Genomic DNA, 14,210 nt, shown 5'->3' with positions numbered 1-14,210 from the left:
CACTTTATCGTGTTTTTTCGTCATTTTCTTCTATATATTGCATGATATCTTCAACATGACAGTCCAGCAACCTGCAAAGCAGATCAATGGTGTTGATGGACACGCTTTTGCCACATTTCATCGAATAGTAGGTCGCACGGTTGAAGCCCATTTTTTGTAGCTTGTACGATGTAATTCCTTTTTCTTTCATGGTTCTGAAAAGCGGCTCATAGCTGATCATTTCAAGGCCTCCGAAACGATTCTTATTTCCGTGTATCGCGTTTTCCACAATGCGCTCAGATCTGTATCAATTTATGGGTATAACACAGCAGTCATATCAGCAGAAAGCGGGGTTTGTATGAAGCAGAAAATCGTGCGATGGGGTATATCACTGGTCTGGGTACTTCTGATCCTGTCCGGATGCAAAGCAGATCTCGCGCAAGAGAGCAGTAGCCCCGACATAGTCAGCGGAACAACCGAGCAGACACCGATCAGCAGCGTATTCCAAGCGACCTTGCCCGAAGACAACCCACAACCGCAATGGGAAATCCCTCAGTATGCATGCGCGCCCTATACTGAGATCCATAACAATATCCCGTTTTTCACAGACGACGAGATCGCAGACCAATCTTTTGAGACATACAGTCCGCTGGATGCGCTCGGTCGCTGCGGCGCTGCATTTGCTTGTGTTGGTCAAGATCTGATGCCGACCGAAGATCGCGGCAGCATCGGACAGGTCAAACCGAGCGGCTGGCATCTGGTCAAATACGACTGCGTAGACGGCAAATATCTGTACAATCGCTGTCATCTGATTGGATACCAACTGACCGCTGAAAACGCGAATGAACGCAATCTGATCACCGGTACGCGGTATCTGAATATCGAGGGGATGCTGCCGTTTGAAAATCAGGTAGCCGATTATGTGAAGCAAACCGGCAATCATGTGCTCTATCGCGCGACGCCAATTTTCGAGGGCGATAACCTGCTGGCAAGCGGTGTTCTTATGGAGGGATATTCGGTCGAGGACAGCGGTGCAGGGATTTGCTTTTGTGTCTATGCCTTCAATGTCCAGCCCGGTGTGCAAATCAACTATGCCACCGGGGAAAGTGCATTGGCAGACGCAGCTCCTCCTGAGCCGACCATACAAGCACCGCCCGAGGAGGAGCCAAGCTATGTGCTCAATCACAACACGCGCAAGTTTCACCGGCCGAGCTGCTCCAGTGTGGAGGATATCAAGCCATCCAATCGGGAGGATTACTTCGGTTCACGAGAAGCACTGATCGAAAAGGGCTATGTACCATGTAAAAGGTGCAGGCCATGATTGCACGGCTCACAATAGAATTGCTCTTGCTGTGCGCCAAGTTATTCGGACATTTTCTTGTAGTCCTGTGCATAATCGCCCAGAATATCGTCTGTATCGGCCAGCATCTGCTCCCGTGTCATGGTAGGTGACGGAGTATCCAGTCTGACCGGAAACGGCATGCCATTGGCACGCACAAAGGCATTTGCGAAAATGTTGAACGCCGTGGAGGGAGTCATGCCGAGCTGGTTGCAGATCTCCGTCATCCGCGCCTTGGTCTGGCTGTCGATGCGGAATGTCATGTTGGTGTCCATCTGTCGCACCCCCTTGCACTGTAAGTATAGTGCTTGTTATGTGGAGTGTAAATGTTTCGGTGTATTGTCAGTCTGTAATATTGAAAAAAGTATAATAGCGCATTCTTTATCCTTTTGAAGCAAACCATTCGGTTTCATGAGCCGATCCATATTAGCACAAAAACAGGCAATACCGTTCTAATCAGCGAGGAGGGCTACAATGGCCTCATGGAAACGCTGTATCTATCCTCGATACTAGATGCCAAACGAACCATTCTTGATGGACTCCATACACCACTTGTCCGAGTGTCTCAGCGAAGATAAGGTGACGTGGTAAAAAGCTGTCGCATATCATGCAGGCGAAAAATTCAAAGAACTGAAACGAGAATAATTTTGGGGAATACCTTCCGCAATGGCGAGATCAAGACCACCGGAACGGATATTTACAAGCTGATGCATCGGTATCTCGTTTCGGCGACAGTGACGTCCGTGCTAAGAAAAAGCAGACTGGCATCGACAAGTTCAAAGGATTCTTTGACCGCTTCTTTGGAATCAGCGATTGGGTTGCCGATCGGACAGATGAACCATAAATGCCTTTTATTCTTGTATTCTGTCATTTTGTCTAAGAGGCTGGGAGAGAAAATACGAATTACGATTTTTTAATGTCGGCTTTAGCCTTTATTTGGACTGACTTCAAATGAGGTAGATTTTTCGTAATGCTTAGGTCGCCGGTTCGATTCCGGCCGCAAGCTCCATTAAGCCCGTTATTTTGCAAGAAATAACGGGCTTTTTGTACTTTCTATGGCATTTTTCTTTTCAACCGGCGAGTTTGCGTGTGTTTGGGGTCTATCTGGTGTGGTGGTTTGTTTGGTGCTTTGCACCGGATAAAGCATGTATTCCAAAATCAAGGTGCATTTCAACTCGCCAATGATGCGAACTTGATATGCACCTTTTTTCGTATTGCATCTATTCTGTTGTTCACTTACTTTTCCTGATCCAACAATGTATTCGCATAATTACTTAGATTTTCACACGACCTGGGTTTTGCCCTATACCCAACCCCATTGATGATAATAAAGGGGTTGTATTCCATGATTTCTTCGCGAGAACCATCAGCCATTGTAAGGGTGACAGTCACTGCTTGGCCAACATAATCTGTATAGGAATCATCCTTGTAATAGACCGCTACTTCATTGAGGTATGGCACAAGTTCTTCGATGTCTGTGATCTGGATCGTTTTATCCGGCGGAATTAAATGAACGGTTGCAGAAACAATATCAGATGCTTCTAAATTTTTGTACGGTTTTCGACCCGAAACAACAAGTACATCAATACCCAAAATTACAAAATAGCCTATTATGAGCATCAGTCTTTTTCTCTTCATAAGCACACCCCTTTTTTCGTTTTGGCGCGCATCAAATGAAAATTTGGTCTCATTTTGTAAGGATGTTACGGATTGATTTTGCATTACCCCTGTTCTCTTTATCAAGTAAGTCAATCGCCTTACACGCACATAAGTTTTTCAAACAAAAACAATTGTTCTGCATAAAAGCATGTCTTGCCGAGCGTCTAAAGGGCAGCGAACTCCCTCGCGTCGAACAGCATAACCCGCAGCCGAAGTTGGTTGCATCAGAACATCTAAATAGAGGGTCGGCAATTTGCTTACCGCTGCTACCAGATCGTCATAAAAAAAGTATATCACATTTCATTGCTTCTGCAAGTTTCCATTGCTCTTATGCAAAAGAACGAATGATATCATTGCTGCATTACAGAAAACTTTTTTTCTTTGTTTTCTCTCCGTATTGCTATGTCATAACAAAAAGACGTATGACACATAAAACGACCATCCCTATCCGCAAATAGATTTCGGACTGCAGGGCGACATCTGTAAAATAAGCGAACTGCAAACGAACAAAGAAATCACGGAATTTGACAACTTTCATATTCCCATGTTATGATGCCCATGTAATATAGAAAACGAACAAAAGAAAGGGATAAAAAAGTAACTAAATCTGTCACACACTTGCTCTTTTTATGAGATAAGTGTGTTTTTTTATATCTTTTTCAACGGAGTATTTTTATTAAAAAAGAGAGAGAAATCAATAAAGAAATTTTTCAAAAAATTTTTTTGCTTGCCAAGGACATCTGTTTTCTCATCAAAAAGGACTTATCTATCTCGCATGAAAAGACCGATTATTTGCATCTCAACACTGTCTCCGGATTCCCATTTTCACTTTTCATACTGCGAAGCAGCCGATTTTAGGCTGACGGATCGCACCTTATCTAACCATCATATAACCAGATGAAAATTTATTCTGTCAGTTTATCCACCCAGTGGGAGGATGCGGCAAGGGTCATATAGAAAGATGCGTTTCTTTCTGCAGCACCTAAACCGACGCCCACGCCGGACTTTTCCCCGCGCATCGGCATCGCTGGTTTCATCCATGTGTACATGCCGGTTGATTGTTTCAACAGCATGGCATCGGCAGCTATACCATGGGATGTGTTTCCCATGACGGCTGTTTGCAGGCACCCACAAGGGTGAGATGCCACCGTTCCCCTATCCGCCCCCGACCATCAGAGAAAGGATTCTGATTTTATGAATATCGCCCAAGTTGTTCCCACTCGTTTTGCACAGGCCTGTGAACAAAAGCTGTTATCCAGTCTCGGTAAGGGCATCAGCAAGCATAGCGAACGCGCACGCAACATTGCAGCAGGAAGCGAGCGCATGTCCAGCGATTTGCTGCATTCCGATGACACGATTAACAGCTATGCCAACTGTCTGACACAGTATGCATGCTGGATGAAAGAAAATCATCCTGATTGCCATCGTCTTCAGATTGCAAAGAAGCGGCATTATGACCATGAATTTATCCAGCATCTAATCAGCACACATGTCTATGCACCTACCACCATAAAGCAGTATGCGGCTGCTCTTGCTTTCGTGCATGGCTGTACGATGAACCAGGTACACAACGCCCGTCCGACCGTTCGTGCGGAAGATGCTACGCGCAGTCGCAGCTACACAGAAGAAAAGTTTAGCCGTCAGCTGCAGTATCGTTTGAAATACGGCCCTGCTTGCGTGGCAGCAATCATGCAGATTTGTCGTGCTACCGGATTGCGCCGCGACGAAGCAGAGCAGGTGTGTCCGTCCAATTTTCACTTTACAGGAACGCACTATGTCTGCCATCTGTCCGGCAATCCCGACCATCTGAAATTCCCGGGTGAAAAGACCGTTTGGACTAAGGGTGGCCGTATGCGTACCATCGAGATCCTGCCTAAGTACAATGATGTTGTGTACCGGATTTTGTCCTTCTGCGATCCGAATGAAAAAATCTGCCCGAAGATTCCAGACCGCATTGATGTCCATGGTATCCGCAGCATGTATGCCTGTGAGTTATATCTGGCATTTGCCCGTCCAATCGATATGATAAAACCCTCGGACCGCACAATGGAACATGACAAATCCCGCCCTACCCGGTACCGTGACAGGCAGGGCTATGTTTGGGATCGAGCTGCACTTCTGCGTGTTTCTTCGTCTCTGGGTCATAACCGCTCGGAAGTTGTTGTGCGTCACTATTTGTGGCGTCTGCGGCAGGAGAAATCTAAGATTTCATGATTTTTTGCTTTTCTGCTTTCTACGGTCTTTGCAATTTTTCCCACCGACCTGTTATTTCAAATAACACACTCCATGGGTCTAAAATTGCACCGTATTCCTTGCAATATACCAAGTGATTATTTTCGTCTATAACATATGTTGGTTCTTTGCATCGGCATATTTTCCGGCGGTTACGCTCGATGATTGCCGGGAAGATATGACATACTCCCACAGCTTACGCAGTGGGCTTTCTCAGCCGCGCTCTGTAAAAACAGTATGATTGACGATCGGTATGAATTATTTTATGATTAAGACATAATAAATAACGATTGGAGTGAGGACAATGATGATACAGCCTGCAACTGCATTGCGCAATGATTATGATGGTATGGTAAAACTGTCAAAGGAAAAACAGGAGCCGATCTTCCTGACTCGCAATGGAGAAGGCGAAATGGTATTTGTCCCATTGGAGGTATGGGAAAAACGAGAGGCAGAACTGAATCTATTGGCAGAAATGCTTCACCGCGAACAAAACCGGATGGCTGGTGCAAAGACCTATTCCATGTCTGAAATGGAAGCGGATGTAGAGGCACTGTTGCATGAAGATTGAGTGGCTTAACGAGGCACACAATGAGTTTCAGAAGTTTGTGACATACTACGTGACACAAGTGGGAAATCCTGACGCTGAAAAATTACCAAAAAAAATTTTGCGAGCGGTCGCGCAGCTGGCGGACTTTCCCGAGATGGGCGTATTGAAATATGATACGTTGATAGGAAAATACGGATTCCGTGCGTTGTTCATCGCACAGTATGTTTGTGTGTATATAATCGAGAATGATACCGGACAGACAGGTGCATGTCGCAGAAATGAAAAATTCTGCAGCAGACCTTTCTCCATAACGCTCTCTCCAGTCTCAGGTACGATTACCTTATCGAAAGCCCCTATCGCTTCGCTCAGGGGAACCATCCTCCTGTCCGCTTCGCTCCAGGGGGATGGTATATATATTATATATGTGTTTTATTTTGGCATAAGGAAAATGGCAATTAAATGTCTGGCAGTTATCTTTTTTTGAAATAGTATAAAAAGTTAGGTATTCCAGAAAAATATAAGTTTTTCGTGTTTTGGAGTGCCATATTGATACAGCCAAAATGATTTTTTTCCACTGTTTCCAAGTGCTCCGGCGCTGTTTGGGTTTGAGGTATTGTAACTCCGACGAGGACTGTATACAAGTCATTTCTGTCCCTCAGGCGTATTGGTTTTTCGAACGCCTAATCAAAGAATACAGTCTGACGAGAGGAGTTACCTCACCTGCTCAGGAGCCAACAAAGGCCTGCAGCTGTGCGTTCTACAGCTTGGTTATAGTGATTGCCTGGATTCAGCTGGAACACTGTGTCAATGCCCTTGCCACGATAGAAGTCGTGAATCTCCTCTGTGTTCTGTCGAACACTTTGCAGAACCGGGTTTCGGGTTTTGCTTTCCTTGTCACCTAGGGAGAAATACATGCATTCCGGCCAGTGCTTTGGTTCATGAGAGAAGATATACTCCTTTATTTCGGGAAACCAGAGAGAGCCGGACATGCTGCCCACACGGGAAAACAGATCCGTTTGGTAGATGGAATACAGCGCAAACAGCCCAGCCAAAGAGTATCCAGCAATCCCACGCCAACGAGGAATTCCAGTAATTTGTTTCTCTGCCGTTGGGATAATCTCCTCAGTCAGGAGCCGCAAATAGTCATCTGCACCACCGGTGCAGGGCTCAGCAGTTTTAAAAGCAGGTGGGCTGTCCCAGGGTGTCATGTCATTGTTCCAGTCCAGATCACTGATGGCCACCAAAGTGAACGGTTGGCAGCCGGCAGTCTGCATTGCCTCGTATACCTTCTGTCTTTCACCGGAGAAGGTGTTGAGGTAGATAATAGGTGCGTTTACTTCAAAATTTGGGAAAATGGATATCGTTTTGCCCTTTGTTGAGAAAGTGTACATAGTTTGAATCATCCGCTTTCTATTTTGATAGGGAGCAGTACACAGGAAAGTCCTGTTTATTGGATAAATATTGTGCGAAACTATTTCAAAATAATGGTGAACGCATTGTCGACAAAGCCGGATGGTTTTGTTGATATTTGCCAATAAGTCCTTGTCGGATTTTAGAATTCCAGTTATACTAAGTACAATATACATCCATAAAGAGAAGATAGGAAGAGTAAAATATAATGCTGTCTCCTGGCCTTTATGAACAAGTCATTAATACTGCCCTGAACCGCGAGCTTTCGGAAATCCCAGATGCCCGCAAATCGGTTGCGCCCATTGACAAGGCAGAGGCTTCCAAGGTGTTGGCGCAGTATCTGGCGGATGTGGTGCAAAAGGGCCTGGAGAATGTGATAGACAACGGCGGGGACATTTCCAAGCAGATTGGCCTCGCCAACAAGATTGTAGATCTCATCCAGAATATAACTGGGGAAGCTGACTTTGCTACGCTGAGTGTCGATCAGCAGGCAGAGCAGCTTCTTGCGCTTTTACGGGAGCAAGACCCACGGCTGGCAGTGGGCAAAACGGCTGCTGACCTGAGCCGGCCAGAGACCTCCATTGCCCAGAGTAGCTTGTTCACCGGGGCCATTCACGAGCCCCAGATGTACACAGAGCTCAAAAAGGAGATCGTCTCTGCTGATCGCATCGATATGTTGGTGTCCTTTATCAAGTGGAGCGGCCTGCGGCTCCTAATAGATGAGCTGCGGGAGTTTACCCAGAACGGTGGCGAGCTGCGGATTATTACCACCTCCTATATGGGAGCCACCGATGTAAAGGCCATTGAGGAACTGCGCAAGCTGCCTAACACCAAAATCAAGGTCAGCTACGACACCAAACGTACCCGCCTCCATGCCAAGACCTACGTTTTTTACCGGAACACCGGCTTTACTACCGCCTATGTGGGCTCTTCTAACCTATCCAACGCCGCCATCTCCAGCGGTCTGGAATGGAATGTGAAAGTCACTCGTCGGGATTTGCCTGAGACCATCGACAAGATCGCAGCCACCTTCGAGAGCTACTGGAACTCCAGCGAGTTTGAGTACTACTCCGAGGATCAGAAGGAACGGCTAGCCCGCGCGTTGAAGGCGGAAAAATACTTCGACGCCAACAACGCCGAAGTCTATACCATGGACATTGCACCCTACTCATATCAGCAGGAAATCTTGGATAAGCTGGAGGCCGAACGCACCGTCCGAGGCTATACCCGCAACTTGGTGGTGGCCGCCACCGGCACCGGCAAAACGGTGATCTCCGCTCTGGACTATAAGCGTTTTTGCAAGCAGCACCCAGGTGAGCCCTGCAGGCTGCTCTTTGTGGCACACCGGGAGGAGATTTTGCGGCAGAGTCTGTACACCTTCCGGGCAGTTTTGAAAGATGCTAACTTCGGGGAACTGTTTGTAGGCAGCTATCGACCGGAAAGCATTGACCATCTGTTTTTGTCCATTCAGACCTTCAACTCTCAGGATTTTGCCGCCAAGACTGCTTCGGATTTTTACGACTACATCGTTGTGGACGAGTTCCACCATGCGGCAGCGCCCACCTATCAGAAATTGTTGTCCTACTATCAGCCCCAAATCCTGTTGGGTCTGACTGCCACCCCGGAGCGTATGGACGGCAAGAGTGTACTGCCCTATTTTAGCAACCGAATTGCCGCAGAAATCCGCTTGCCGGAGGCCATTGACCGCAAGCTGCTATGTCCCTTCCAGTATTTTGGCGTCACCGACACGGTGGATCTGAACACGTTGAGATGGAGCGCCGGCGGCTATGACAAAAATGAGCTTTCCAATCTCTATACCTTCAGCGGTGCCGTGGCCAACCGCCGCGCCGATCTGGTGGTATCCTCAGTCCTCAAATATGTGACCGATATTGATGAGGTAAAGGGTCTTGGTTTCTGCGTGTCCATCGAGCATGCAGAGTTTATATGTAATTATTTCAACAACCACGGGATTCCGTCCATCTTCCTGACCGGAAAATCCACCGATGAGGAGAGAAAAACCGCCAAAGAACGGCTGGTCAGCGGCGAGGTGCGCTTCATCTTCGTGGTGGACATCTACAATGAGGGCGTGGATATTCCTGAGGTCAATACGGTACTATTCTTGCGGCCCACGGAGTCATTGACGATTTTCCTTCAGCAGTTGGGTCGTGGCCTGCGGCTTGCAGAGAATAAAGAATGTTTGACCGTGCTGGATTTTATCGGCCAGGCCAACAAGCGGTATAACTTTGAGGATAAGTTCGCTGCCCTGTTATCCAATACCACTCGCAGCGTGACCCGGGAGATCAAGGATGGATTTGTCTTCGCGCCCAAAGGTTGCTATATACAGTTGGAAAAGAAGGCCGCCAAGTACATTCTGGATAACATTCGCGCCTCCTATGGCAATACCGCTGGGTTGGTATCCCGCGTGGCCAGCTTTGCAGAGGACAGCGGTTTGAAGTTGACTCTGGCAAACTTCCTAAACTACTACCATTTAGATCCTAGAGCGATTTACAAGTTTTCGTCCTTCTCCCGCATTTGTGCCCGGGCGGATGCGATTGCGGATTTCAGCGAATCGCTGGAGGACGTACTGACAAAAGCCTTTGGTCGGTTGACCGTTGTGGACTCCCGGCGTTGGATATGCTTTCTGCTGGATCTGGTGCCCCGTCTGGACGATGTGGACTTTGGGGCGTTGAACGAAATGGAGCAGCGGATGCTCCAGATGTTCTATGTGACCGTATGGGGCAAGGCGGCAGAGAGTTGGGCATCTAGTGAGGTTCTGGACAATCTGCATGCTCTCTCGGACAGCCCCGTGTTGCTGGGTGAGCTTTTGGACCTGCTCCGCTATCGGTATGAGCAGATCGATTTCATTGACGAGCCGGTGAACCTGGGCTTTGACTGCCCACTGGACCTCCACTGTACCTATACCCGTGACCAACTGCTGGTGGCGTTGGATTTCTTGAAACCGGCGACGGTGCGCGAGGGCGTCAAGTGGCTGCCAGAGAAGCAACTAGATGTGTTCTTTGTAACGCTGAATAAGGCGGATAAGGACTACTCGCCCACTACCATGTATCATGATTACTCCATCAACGAGAACCTGTTCCATTGGCAGAGCCAGAGCACCACAGCGGCTGCCTCTCCCACTGGGCAGCGATACATCCATCATCGGGAGCGTGGGAGTAAGGTGCTGCTGTTTGTACGGGAGTTTAAGGCGGACCGGATCACAGGTGGTGCAGCAGCCTATACTTTCTTAGGAACGGCGAATTATGTAAAGCATGACGGAAGTAGGCCCATGAATATCACCTGGCGGCTGGATCGACCGATTCCGGCGAAGTTTTTGAAGAAGACAAATAAATTGGTGGTGGGATAAATGACTGAAGTAGTAGCGGCCCTGATCTGGGATCAGGACAAGTTTATGATTTGCCAACGCCCGGCGCATAAGGCCAGAGGGCTATTATGGGAGTTCGTTGGTGGAAAGGTGGAACCTGGCGAAACCAAAGAGCAGGCACTCATTCGCGAATGTCAGGAAGAACTGGCTATCACTTTGGATGTCGGTGAGGTGTTCATGGATGTGGTTCACGAATACCCTGATCTGACGGTCCATCTGACACTGTTTCATGCCACTATTCGGGAGGGTATTCCCCAGAAAATGGAGCATAATGACATCCGTTGGATCACGGTAAATGAGATTGAACAGTATGAGTTCTGCCCGGCAGATGAGGAAATCCTGACGAGACTAAAACGATTGAGTGGGCAGAAAAATTAGATAGAAGATTCATTGACTACACTGGGAAACACGAGAATACAGCGAAAGGAAAAGCACGGGATGAAGATCATTTGTTTCGGCGACTCCAACACCTACGGCTACGACCCTCGGGGCTATTTCGGCGGACGCTATGATGCGGACAGCCGGTGGGTGGACATCTTGGCTGCGGAGACCGGATGGACTGTCTGTAATATGGGGCAAAACGGCCGGGAGATCCCTTCTGTCGCTCCTGCCTTCTCTGCTGACACAGATCTGCAGATCGTCATGTTGGGTACCAACGATCTGCTTCAGGGGTGTAGTCCTGAGCAGGCCGCTAAAAGATTGGAGCGGTTCCTCTTAGACATTCCTCTGGACCGAAGTAAGATCCTGCTGATTGCCCCGCCACCGATGACTCTGGGCGAGTGGGTACCCAGCCAGCAGCTCATTGACGATTCCCATACCTTTGCCCGGTTCTGTCAGGCTCTGGCGGAGCAACTGGGTATTTGCTTTGCCGATGCTGGAAAGTGGGACATCTCCTTGGCCTATGACGGCGTACACTTCACCGAGCAGGGTCACAAAGCCTTTGCCGCCGGACTTCTGGAGGAACTCAAATGAAACGAATTGTAATTTTACTCTCTTCTCTGCTTTTGCTGTTGACCGGATGCGGTGGGAATGCCGCGGATGACTCCTATGAGCAGATCACCCAGGAAGCAGCCAAAGAAATGATGGACACCCAGGAAGTCATCATCCTGGATGTGCGGGAGCAGGACGAATACGACAGCGGCCACATCCCCGGTGCTGTTCTGCTGCCGGTGGGTACCATCGATGAGGATACTGCCGCTGAGGTGATCCCGGAAAAGGACTCCACGGTGCTGGTCTACTGCCGCAGTGGAAACCGAAGCAAGACAGCTTCTTCCACGCTGGCCGAACTGGGCTACACCAACATCTATGAATTCGGCGGTATCAATACCTGGCCCTATGAGACGGAATCGTAAGGCAAGCAGTACAAATTTATATCGCCTAATCAAAGGATACGGGACTGGTCGGTTGGCCAGATAATACAACAACTGTGTGTCATGTTTCTTTCTCAGGAACTTCCGCTCAAGCTGGTTGGAACGGAATCATACAACGGAGTCGTGGATTTGGTGTACGAAAGGCGGTGACGGCAGATATGAAAATCCGGGAAGTCATTGATCACAAAAAGGCGTATGTCGATTTGTTGCTGCTGGCGGATGAACAGGAGGATATGATCGACCGTTATCTGGAGCGTGGGACCATGTATGTGCTGGAGGATGATGGGGTCAAGGCTGAATGTGTGGTAACGGACGAGGGCGGCGGCATTCTGGAACTGAAAAACATTGCCGTAGCGCCGGACTGTCAGGGCAAGGGATACGGAAAGGCTTTGGTCAACTTCCTTGTCCAAACTTACAGGGAGCAGTATACGGTGCTGCAGGTTGGCACCGGAGACAGCCCGTCCCCTATCTCGTTTTATAAATCCTGCGGCTTTCGCAGGCACCATCTGGTCAAGAACTTTTTTACTGACCACTACGACCACCCCATCTACGAGTGCGGGGTGCAGCTGGTGGATATGGTGTACCTGCAAAGAGAGCTATGAAAAGCGGAGCGCCCATGTGAGCGCTCCGCTTTCTGTCAGTTATCCCTTTGCGCCAGAAAAGCTTCGATGGCCTCTACGGTCTGAGCCTGCTGTTCCTCGGCGGAGATGGTGGCGGGGAGATCTCCCTTCTGGGGGCCGTAGTTGCCGAACTGGGCGTGGTTGCCGCCCTCGATCTCCACAATGTTCTCCGTATAGTCGATTTTGTCTTCCACACTTTGGTTGAGGGAGCCGTAGATGGTCAGAGTATCCTCGTCCGGATAGTCACCGTAGATGTAAGCACCCATTAAAATCAGGCCGTCCACCAGTTCGGGATGTTCCGAGGCAAACTTGGAGGCCATGCCGCCACCCATGGAGTGTCCAGCTATGTACCAATGCTGGTACTCCGGAAACTGGGCAATGACTTCTTCTGCCGCATTGGCATCAAAAATCGCCATGTGGAACGGCATATGCACCAGAAAACAGGTCACTCCCGTCTGCCGGATCTGATCCAGCAGGGGCAGATAGGCTTCTGCCTCCACCTTAGCGCCGGGATAGAAGATCATGGCAGTGTCAGTGGGATAGCTTGGGGACAGGATGGTTAGATTGTCCTGCACTCCGATGGTGCTGTCCTGCGCCAGTACCTCCAAGGCCACATCCTCCGCCCGGTAGTAATCGGACACATACCAGAAAAACGCACCCATCAGAATAGCCAGGATCAGAACAAGGATTCCGCTGGCGACAAGCCATTTTTTGCGCCGGGACATTGGAGTTTTGTTCATAGCGTCGCACCTCATTGCTCGTCCTGAGGCAGATACCTCCGGATGGTGTAGCGCCGCCGCCCGGCCGTGGATTTTCCGTATTGGATGGCCTGCTGGGGACATTCATTGATGCAGCGCAGGCACTGGAAACACTGTGCCGCCCAGATGGGTTTACCGTCCCGGAGGGTAATGGCATGGGCTGGACAGTTTCTCATGCACAGGCCGCATCCGTTGCAGCGGTCCTCGGCAAAGAAGGGCTTGGCGCTTCGGGCAAATTTATTGAACCCGAAGCTCACAAGATGGGACTTCACCCCGGCCAGCCCACCCTCATGGACACGGTACACCGGCTCCTGCTGCTGGATTTCCTGAGCCATCCGTTCCAGTTCCGCACGGGCAGCGGTGATCTTTTGGCGGATCTCACCCTCGTTGTCGGTATCGGAGCCAATGATGTAGTTGTTGGGCATCACCAGACTGTAACTGCTGCTGAGGGGATACACCTTGGAAAACTGCTTCATGGCAAGGCCGGCATCTCCACCGCAGGTGCAGACGCCGAAGGTGAAAGACTGGGTCCTGGGCAGCTTTTTCGCAAATTCCGCCATGATCTCCGGTGCGCCCCAGGCGTAGACCGGAAAGACAAAGCCAATCTGCCCGACACTGTCCAGATCCGGCAGCTGATTCAGGTTGGTGATATCATAGGCCTTATCCCCGGTGAGTCGCGCCAGCTGTCGGGCCGCCCACGCCGAGTTGCCTGTTCCGGAAAAATAGAAAATCATCGTTTATGCTCGCTTCCTTGGTTTATTTTGCAATTAATATCAGCATAGCAAAGAATCTCCATATCTGCAAGCGCTCATACAAGCATTGTGCTGTTGTGTCATGTAGGAGTACAATACATCTTGGACAGATGAATAAAAAAGGATGAAGGATAGGGCCTCATCGGTTAAAGTTGAGTT

At 49.1% G+C, this 14,210-nt stretch carries 16 protein-coding genes; 9 read left to right on the top strand and 7 right to left on the bottom strand.

Annotated elements, in window-relative coordinates; all coding sequences use genetic code 11:
- Window positions 1–4 precede the first annotated feature (4 nt).
- Window positions 5–220, bottom strand: a complete 216-nt coding sequence (locus tag ACESSO_RS11150) for a helix-turn-helix domain-containing protein (protein ID WP_373165374.1) — start codon at window positions 218–220, stop codon at window positions 5–7.
- Window positions 221–337: 117 nt separating this feature from the next.
- Here ACESSO_RS11150 and ACESSO_RS11145 point away from each other — a divergent pair, with 117 nt between their 5' ends.
- Window positions 338–1,300, top strand: a complete 963-nt coding sequence (locus tag ACESSO_RS11145) for a DNA/RNA non-specific endonuclease (protein WP_373165373.1) — start codon at window positions 338–340, stop codon at window positions 1,298–1,300.
- Window positions 1,301–1,341: 41 nt separating this feature from the next.
- Here the strand turns inward: ACESSO_RS11145 and ACESSO_RS11140 are convergent, their stop codons facing one another.
- From ACESSO_RS11140 to ACESSO_RS11130, 3 genes are all read right to left on the bottom strand, one after another.
- The gene (locus ACESSO_RS11140) at window positions 1,342–1,593 is read right to left on the bottom strand and encodes a type II toxin-antitoxin system RelB/DinJ family antitoxin (protein ID WP_373165371.1); all 252 of its coding nucleotides are present in this window, start codon (window positions 1,591–1,593) and stop codon (window positions 1,342–1,344) included.
- Between the two features lie 961 nt (window positions 1,594–2,554).
- Window positions 2,555–3,061 (bottom strand): hypothetical protein, encoded by a 507-nt coding sequence (locus tag ACESSO_RS11135; RefSeq protein ID WP_373165370.1) that lies wholly within the window; start codon window positions 3,059–3,061, stop codon window positions 2,555–2,557.
- Between the two features lie 821 nt (window positions 3,062–3,882).
- Window positions 3,883–4,050, bottom strand: coding sequence for a hypothetical protein (locus ACESSO_RS11130; RefSeq protein ID WP_373165368.1), 168 nt, complete (start codon window positions 4,048–4,050; stop codon window positions 3,883–3,885).
- A 121-nt stretch (window positions 4,051–4,171) separates the two neighbouring features.
- On the opposite strand from ACESSO_RS11130, the gene ACESSO_RS11125 reads away from it, so the two are divergent.
- The 3 genes from ACESSO_RS11125 (at window position 4,172) to ACESSO_RS11115 (ending at window position 6,243) form a co-directional block, all read left to right on the top strand.
- Entirely contained in the window at window positions 4,172–5,191 is a 1,020-nt protein-coding gene (locus tag ACESSO_RS11125; RefSeq protein ID WP_373165367.1) for a hypothetical protein, read from the top strand.
- 322 nt (window positions 5,192–5,513) lie between these two features.
- On the top strand, window positions 5,514–5,780 hold the full coding sequence (locus ACESSO_RS11120) for a type II toxin-antitoxin system Phd/YefM family antitoxin (protein WP_373165365.1): 267 nt from the start codon (window positions 5,514–5,516) through the stop codon (window positions 5,778–5,780).
- Complete coding sequence (locus tag ACESSO_RS11115; RefSeq protein WP_373165363.1) at window positions 5,770–6,243, top strand: type II toxin-antitoxin system RelE/ParE family toxin; 474 nt, start codon at window positions 5,770–5,772, stop codon at window positions 6,241–6,243. Before ACESSO_RS11120 ends, ACESSO_RS11115 begins: the two co-directional genes overlap by 11 nt.
- 232 nt (window positions 6,244–6,475) lie before the next feature.
- On the opposite strand, the gene ACESSO_RS11110 is transcribed toward ACESSO_RS11115, so the two are convergent.
- Window positions 6,476–7,162 carry an alpha/beta hydrolase gene (locus tag ACESSO_RS11110; protein ID WP_373165362.1) on the bottom strand — a complete coding sequence of 229 codons (687 nt, stop codon included), beginning with the start codon at window positions 7,160–7,162 and terminating at the stop codon, window positions 6,476–6,478.
- Between the two features lie 215 nt (window positions 7,163–7,377).
- On the opposite strand from ACESSO_RS11110, the gene ACESSO_RS11105 reads away from it, so the two are divergent.
- The 5 genes from ACESSO_RS11105 to ACESSO_RS11085 all read left to right on the top strand — a co-directional run bounded on the left by ACESSO_RS11105 (window position 7,378) and on the right by ACESSO_RS11085 (window position 12,523).
- Window positions 7,378–10,533, top strand: a complete 3,156-nt coding sequence (locus tag ACESSO_RS11105; protein ID WP_373165360.1) for a DUF3427 domain-containing protein — start codon at window positions 7,378–7,380, stop codon at window positions 10,531–10,533.
- Entirely contained in the window at window positions 10,534–10,929 is a 396-nt protein-coding gene (locus ACESSO_RS11100; protein ID WP_373165359.1) for a (deoxy)nucleoside triphosphate pyrophosphohydrolase, read from the top strand.
- A 60-nt stretch (window positions 10,930–10,989) separates the two neighbouring features.
- Window positions 10,990–11,523: a GDSL-type esterase/lipase family protein gene (locus ACESSO_RS11095; RefSeq protein WP_373165357.1), complete on the top strand. Its 534-nt coding sequence runs from the start codon at window positions 10,990–10,992 to the stop codon at window positions 11,521–11,523.
- Entirely contained in the window at window positions 11,520–11,903 is a 384-nt protein-coding gene (locus tag ACESSO_RS11090; RefSeq protein WP_373165355.1) for a rhodanese-like domain-containing protein, read from the top strand. Before ACESSO_RS11095 ends, ACESSO_RS11090 begins: the two co-directional genes overlap by 4 nt.
- Before the next feature lie 176 nt (window positions 11,904–12,079).
- Complete coding sequence (locus ACESSO_RS11085) at window positions 12,080–12,523, top strand: GNAT family N-acetyltransferase (RefSeq protein ID WP_373165353.1); 444 nt, start codon at window positions 12,080–12,082, stop codon at window positions 12,521–12,523.
- Window positions 12,524–12,558: 35 nt separating this feature from the next.
- On the opposite strand, the gene ACESSO_RS11080 is transcribed toward ACESSO_RS11085, so the two are convergent.
- Complete coding sequence (locus tag ACESSO_RS11080; protein ID WP_373165351.1) at window positions 12,559–13,281, bottom strand: alpha/beta fold hydrolase; 723 nt, start codon at window positions 13,279–13,281, stop codon at window positions 12,559–12,561.
- Window positions 13,282–13,292: 11 nt separating this feature from the next.
- The gene (locus ACESSO_RS11075; protein ID WP_373165348.1) at window positions 13,293–14,033 is read right to left on the bottom strand and encodes an EFR1 family ferrodoxin; all 741 of its coding nucleotides are present in this window, start codon (window positions 14,031–14,033) and stop codon (window positions 13,293–13,295) included.
- Window positions 14,034–14,210: the final 177 nt, after the last annotated feature.

The sequence above is a fragment of the Agathobaculum sp. Marseille-P7918 genome (assembly GCF_964248325.1).
Classification (GTDB): domain Bacteria; phylum Bacillota; class Clostridia; order Oscillospirales; family Butyricicoccaceae; genus Agathobaculum.
The sequence above is the reverse complement of the archived record's forward strand: the minus strand, read 5'-3'. Positions and strand labels throughout refer to the sequence as shown.

Bases quoted from the DNA above. Each gene is read 5' to 3' on its own strand.
- ACESSO_RS11150 (WP_373165374.1), bottom strand. From the start codon at position 220: ATGATCAGCTATGAGCCGCTTTTCAGAACCATGAAAGAAAAAGGAATT.
- ACESSO_RS11145 (WP_373165373.1), top strand. From the start codon at position 338: ATGAAGCAGAAAATCGTGCGATGGGGTATATCACTGGTCTGGGTACTT.
- ACESSO_RS11140 (WP_373165371.1), bottom strand. From the start codon at position 1,593: ATGGACACCAACATGACATTCCGCATCGACAGCCAGACCAAGGCGCGG.
- ACESSO_RS11130 (WP_373165368.1), bottom strand. From the start codon at position 4,050: ATGCTGTTGAAACAATCAACCGGCATGTACACATGGATGAAACCAGCG.
- ACESSO_RS11125 (WP_373165367.1), top strand. From the start codon at position 4,172: ATGAATATCGCCCAAGTTGTTCCCACTCGTTTTGCACAGGCCTGTGAA.
- ACESSO_RS11120 (WP_373165365.1), top strand. From the start codon at position 5,514: ATGATGATACAGCCTGCAACTGCATTGCGCAATGATTATGATGGTATG.
- ACESSO_RS11115 (WP_373165363.1), top strand. From the start codon at position 5,770: ATGAAGATTGAGTGGCTTAACGAGGCACACAATGAGTTTCAGAAGTTT.
- ACESSO_RS11110 (WP_373165362.1), bottom strand. From the start codon at position 7,162: ATGATTCAAACTATGTACACTTTCTCAACAAAGGGCAAAACGATATCC.
- ACESSO_RS11105 (WP_373165360.1), top strand. From the start codon at position 7,378: ATGCTGTCTCCTGGCCTTTATGAACAAGTCATTAATACTGCCCTGAAC.
- ACESSO_RS11100 (WP_373165359.1), top strand. From the start codon at position 10,534: ATGACTGAAGTAGTAGCGGCCCTGATCTGGGATCAGGACAAGTTTATG.
- ACESSO_RS11095 (WP_373165357.1), top strand. From the start codon at position 10,990: ATGAAGATCATTTGTTTCGGCGACTCCAACACCTACGGCTACGACCCT.
- ACESSO_RS11090 (WP_373165355.1), top strand. From the start codon at position 11,520: ATGAAACGAATTGTAATTTTACTCTCTTCTCTGCTTTTGCTGTTGACC.
- ACESSO_RS11085 (WP_373165353.1), top strand. From the start codon at position 12,080: ATGAAAATCCGGGAAGTCATTGATCACAAAAAGGCGTATGTCGATTTG.
- ACESSO_RS11080 (WP_373165351.1), bottom strand. From the start codon at position 13,281: ATGAACAAAACTCCAATGTCCCGGCGCAAAAAATGGCTTGTCGCCAGC.
- ACESSO_RS11075 (WP_373165348.1), bottom strand. From the start codon at position 14,033: ATGATTTTCTATTTTTCCGGAACAGGCAACTCGGCGTGGGCGGCCCGA.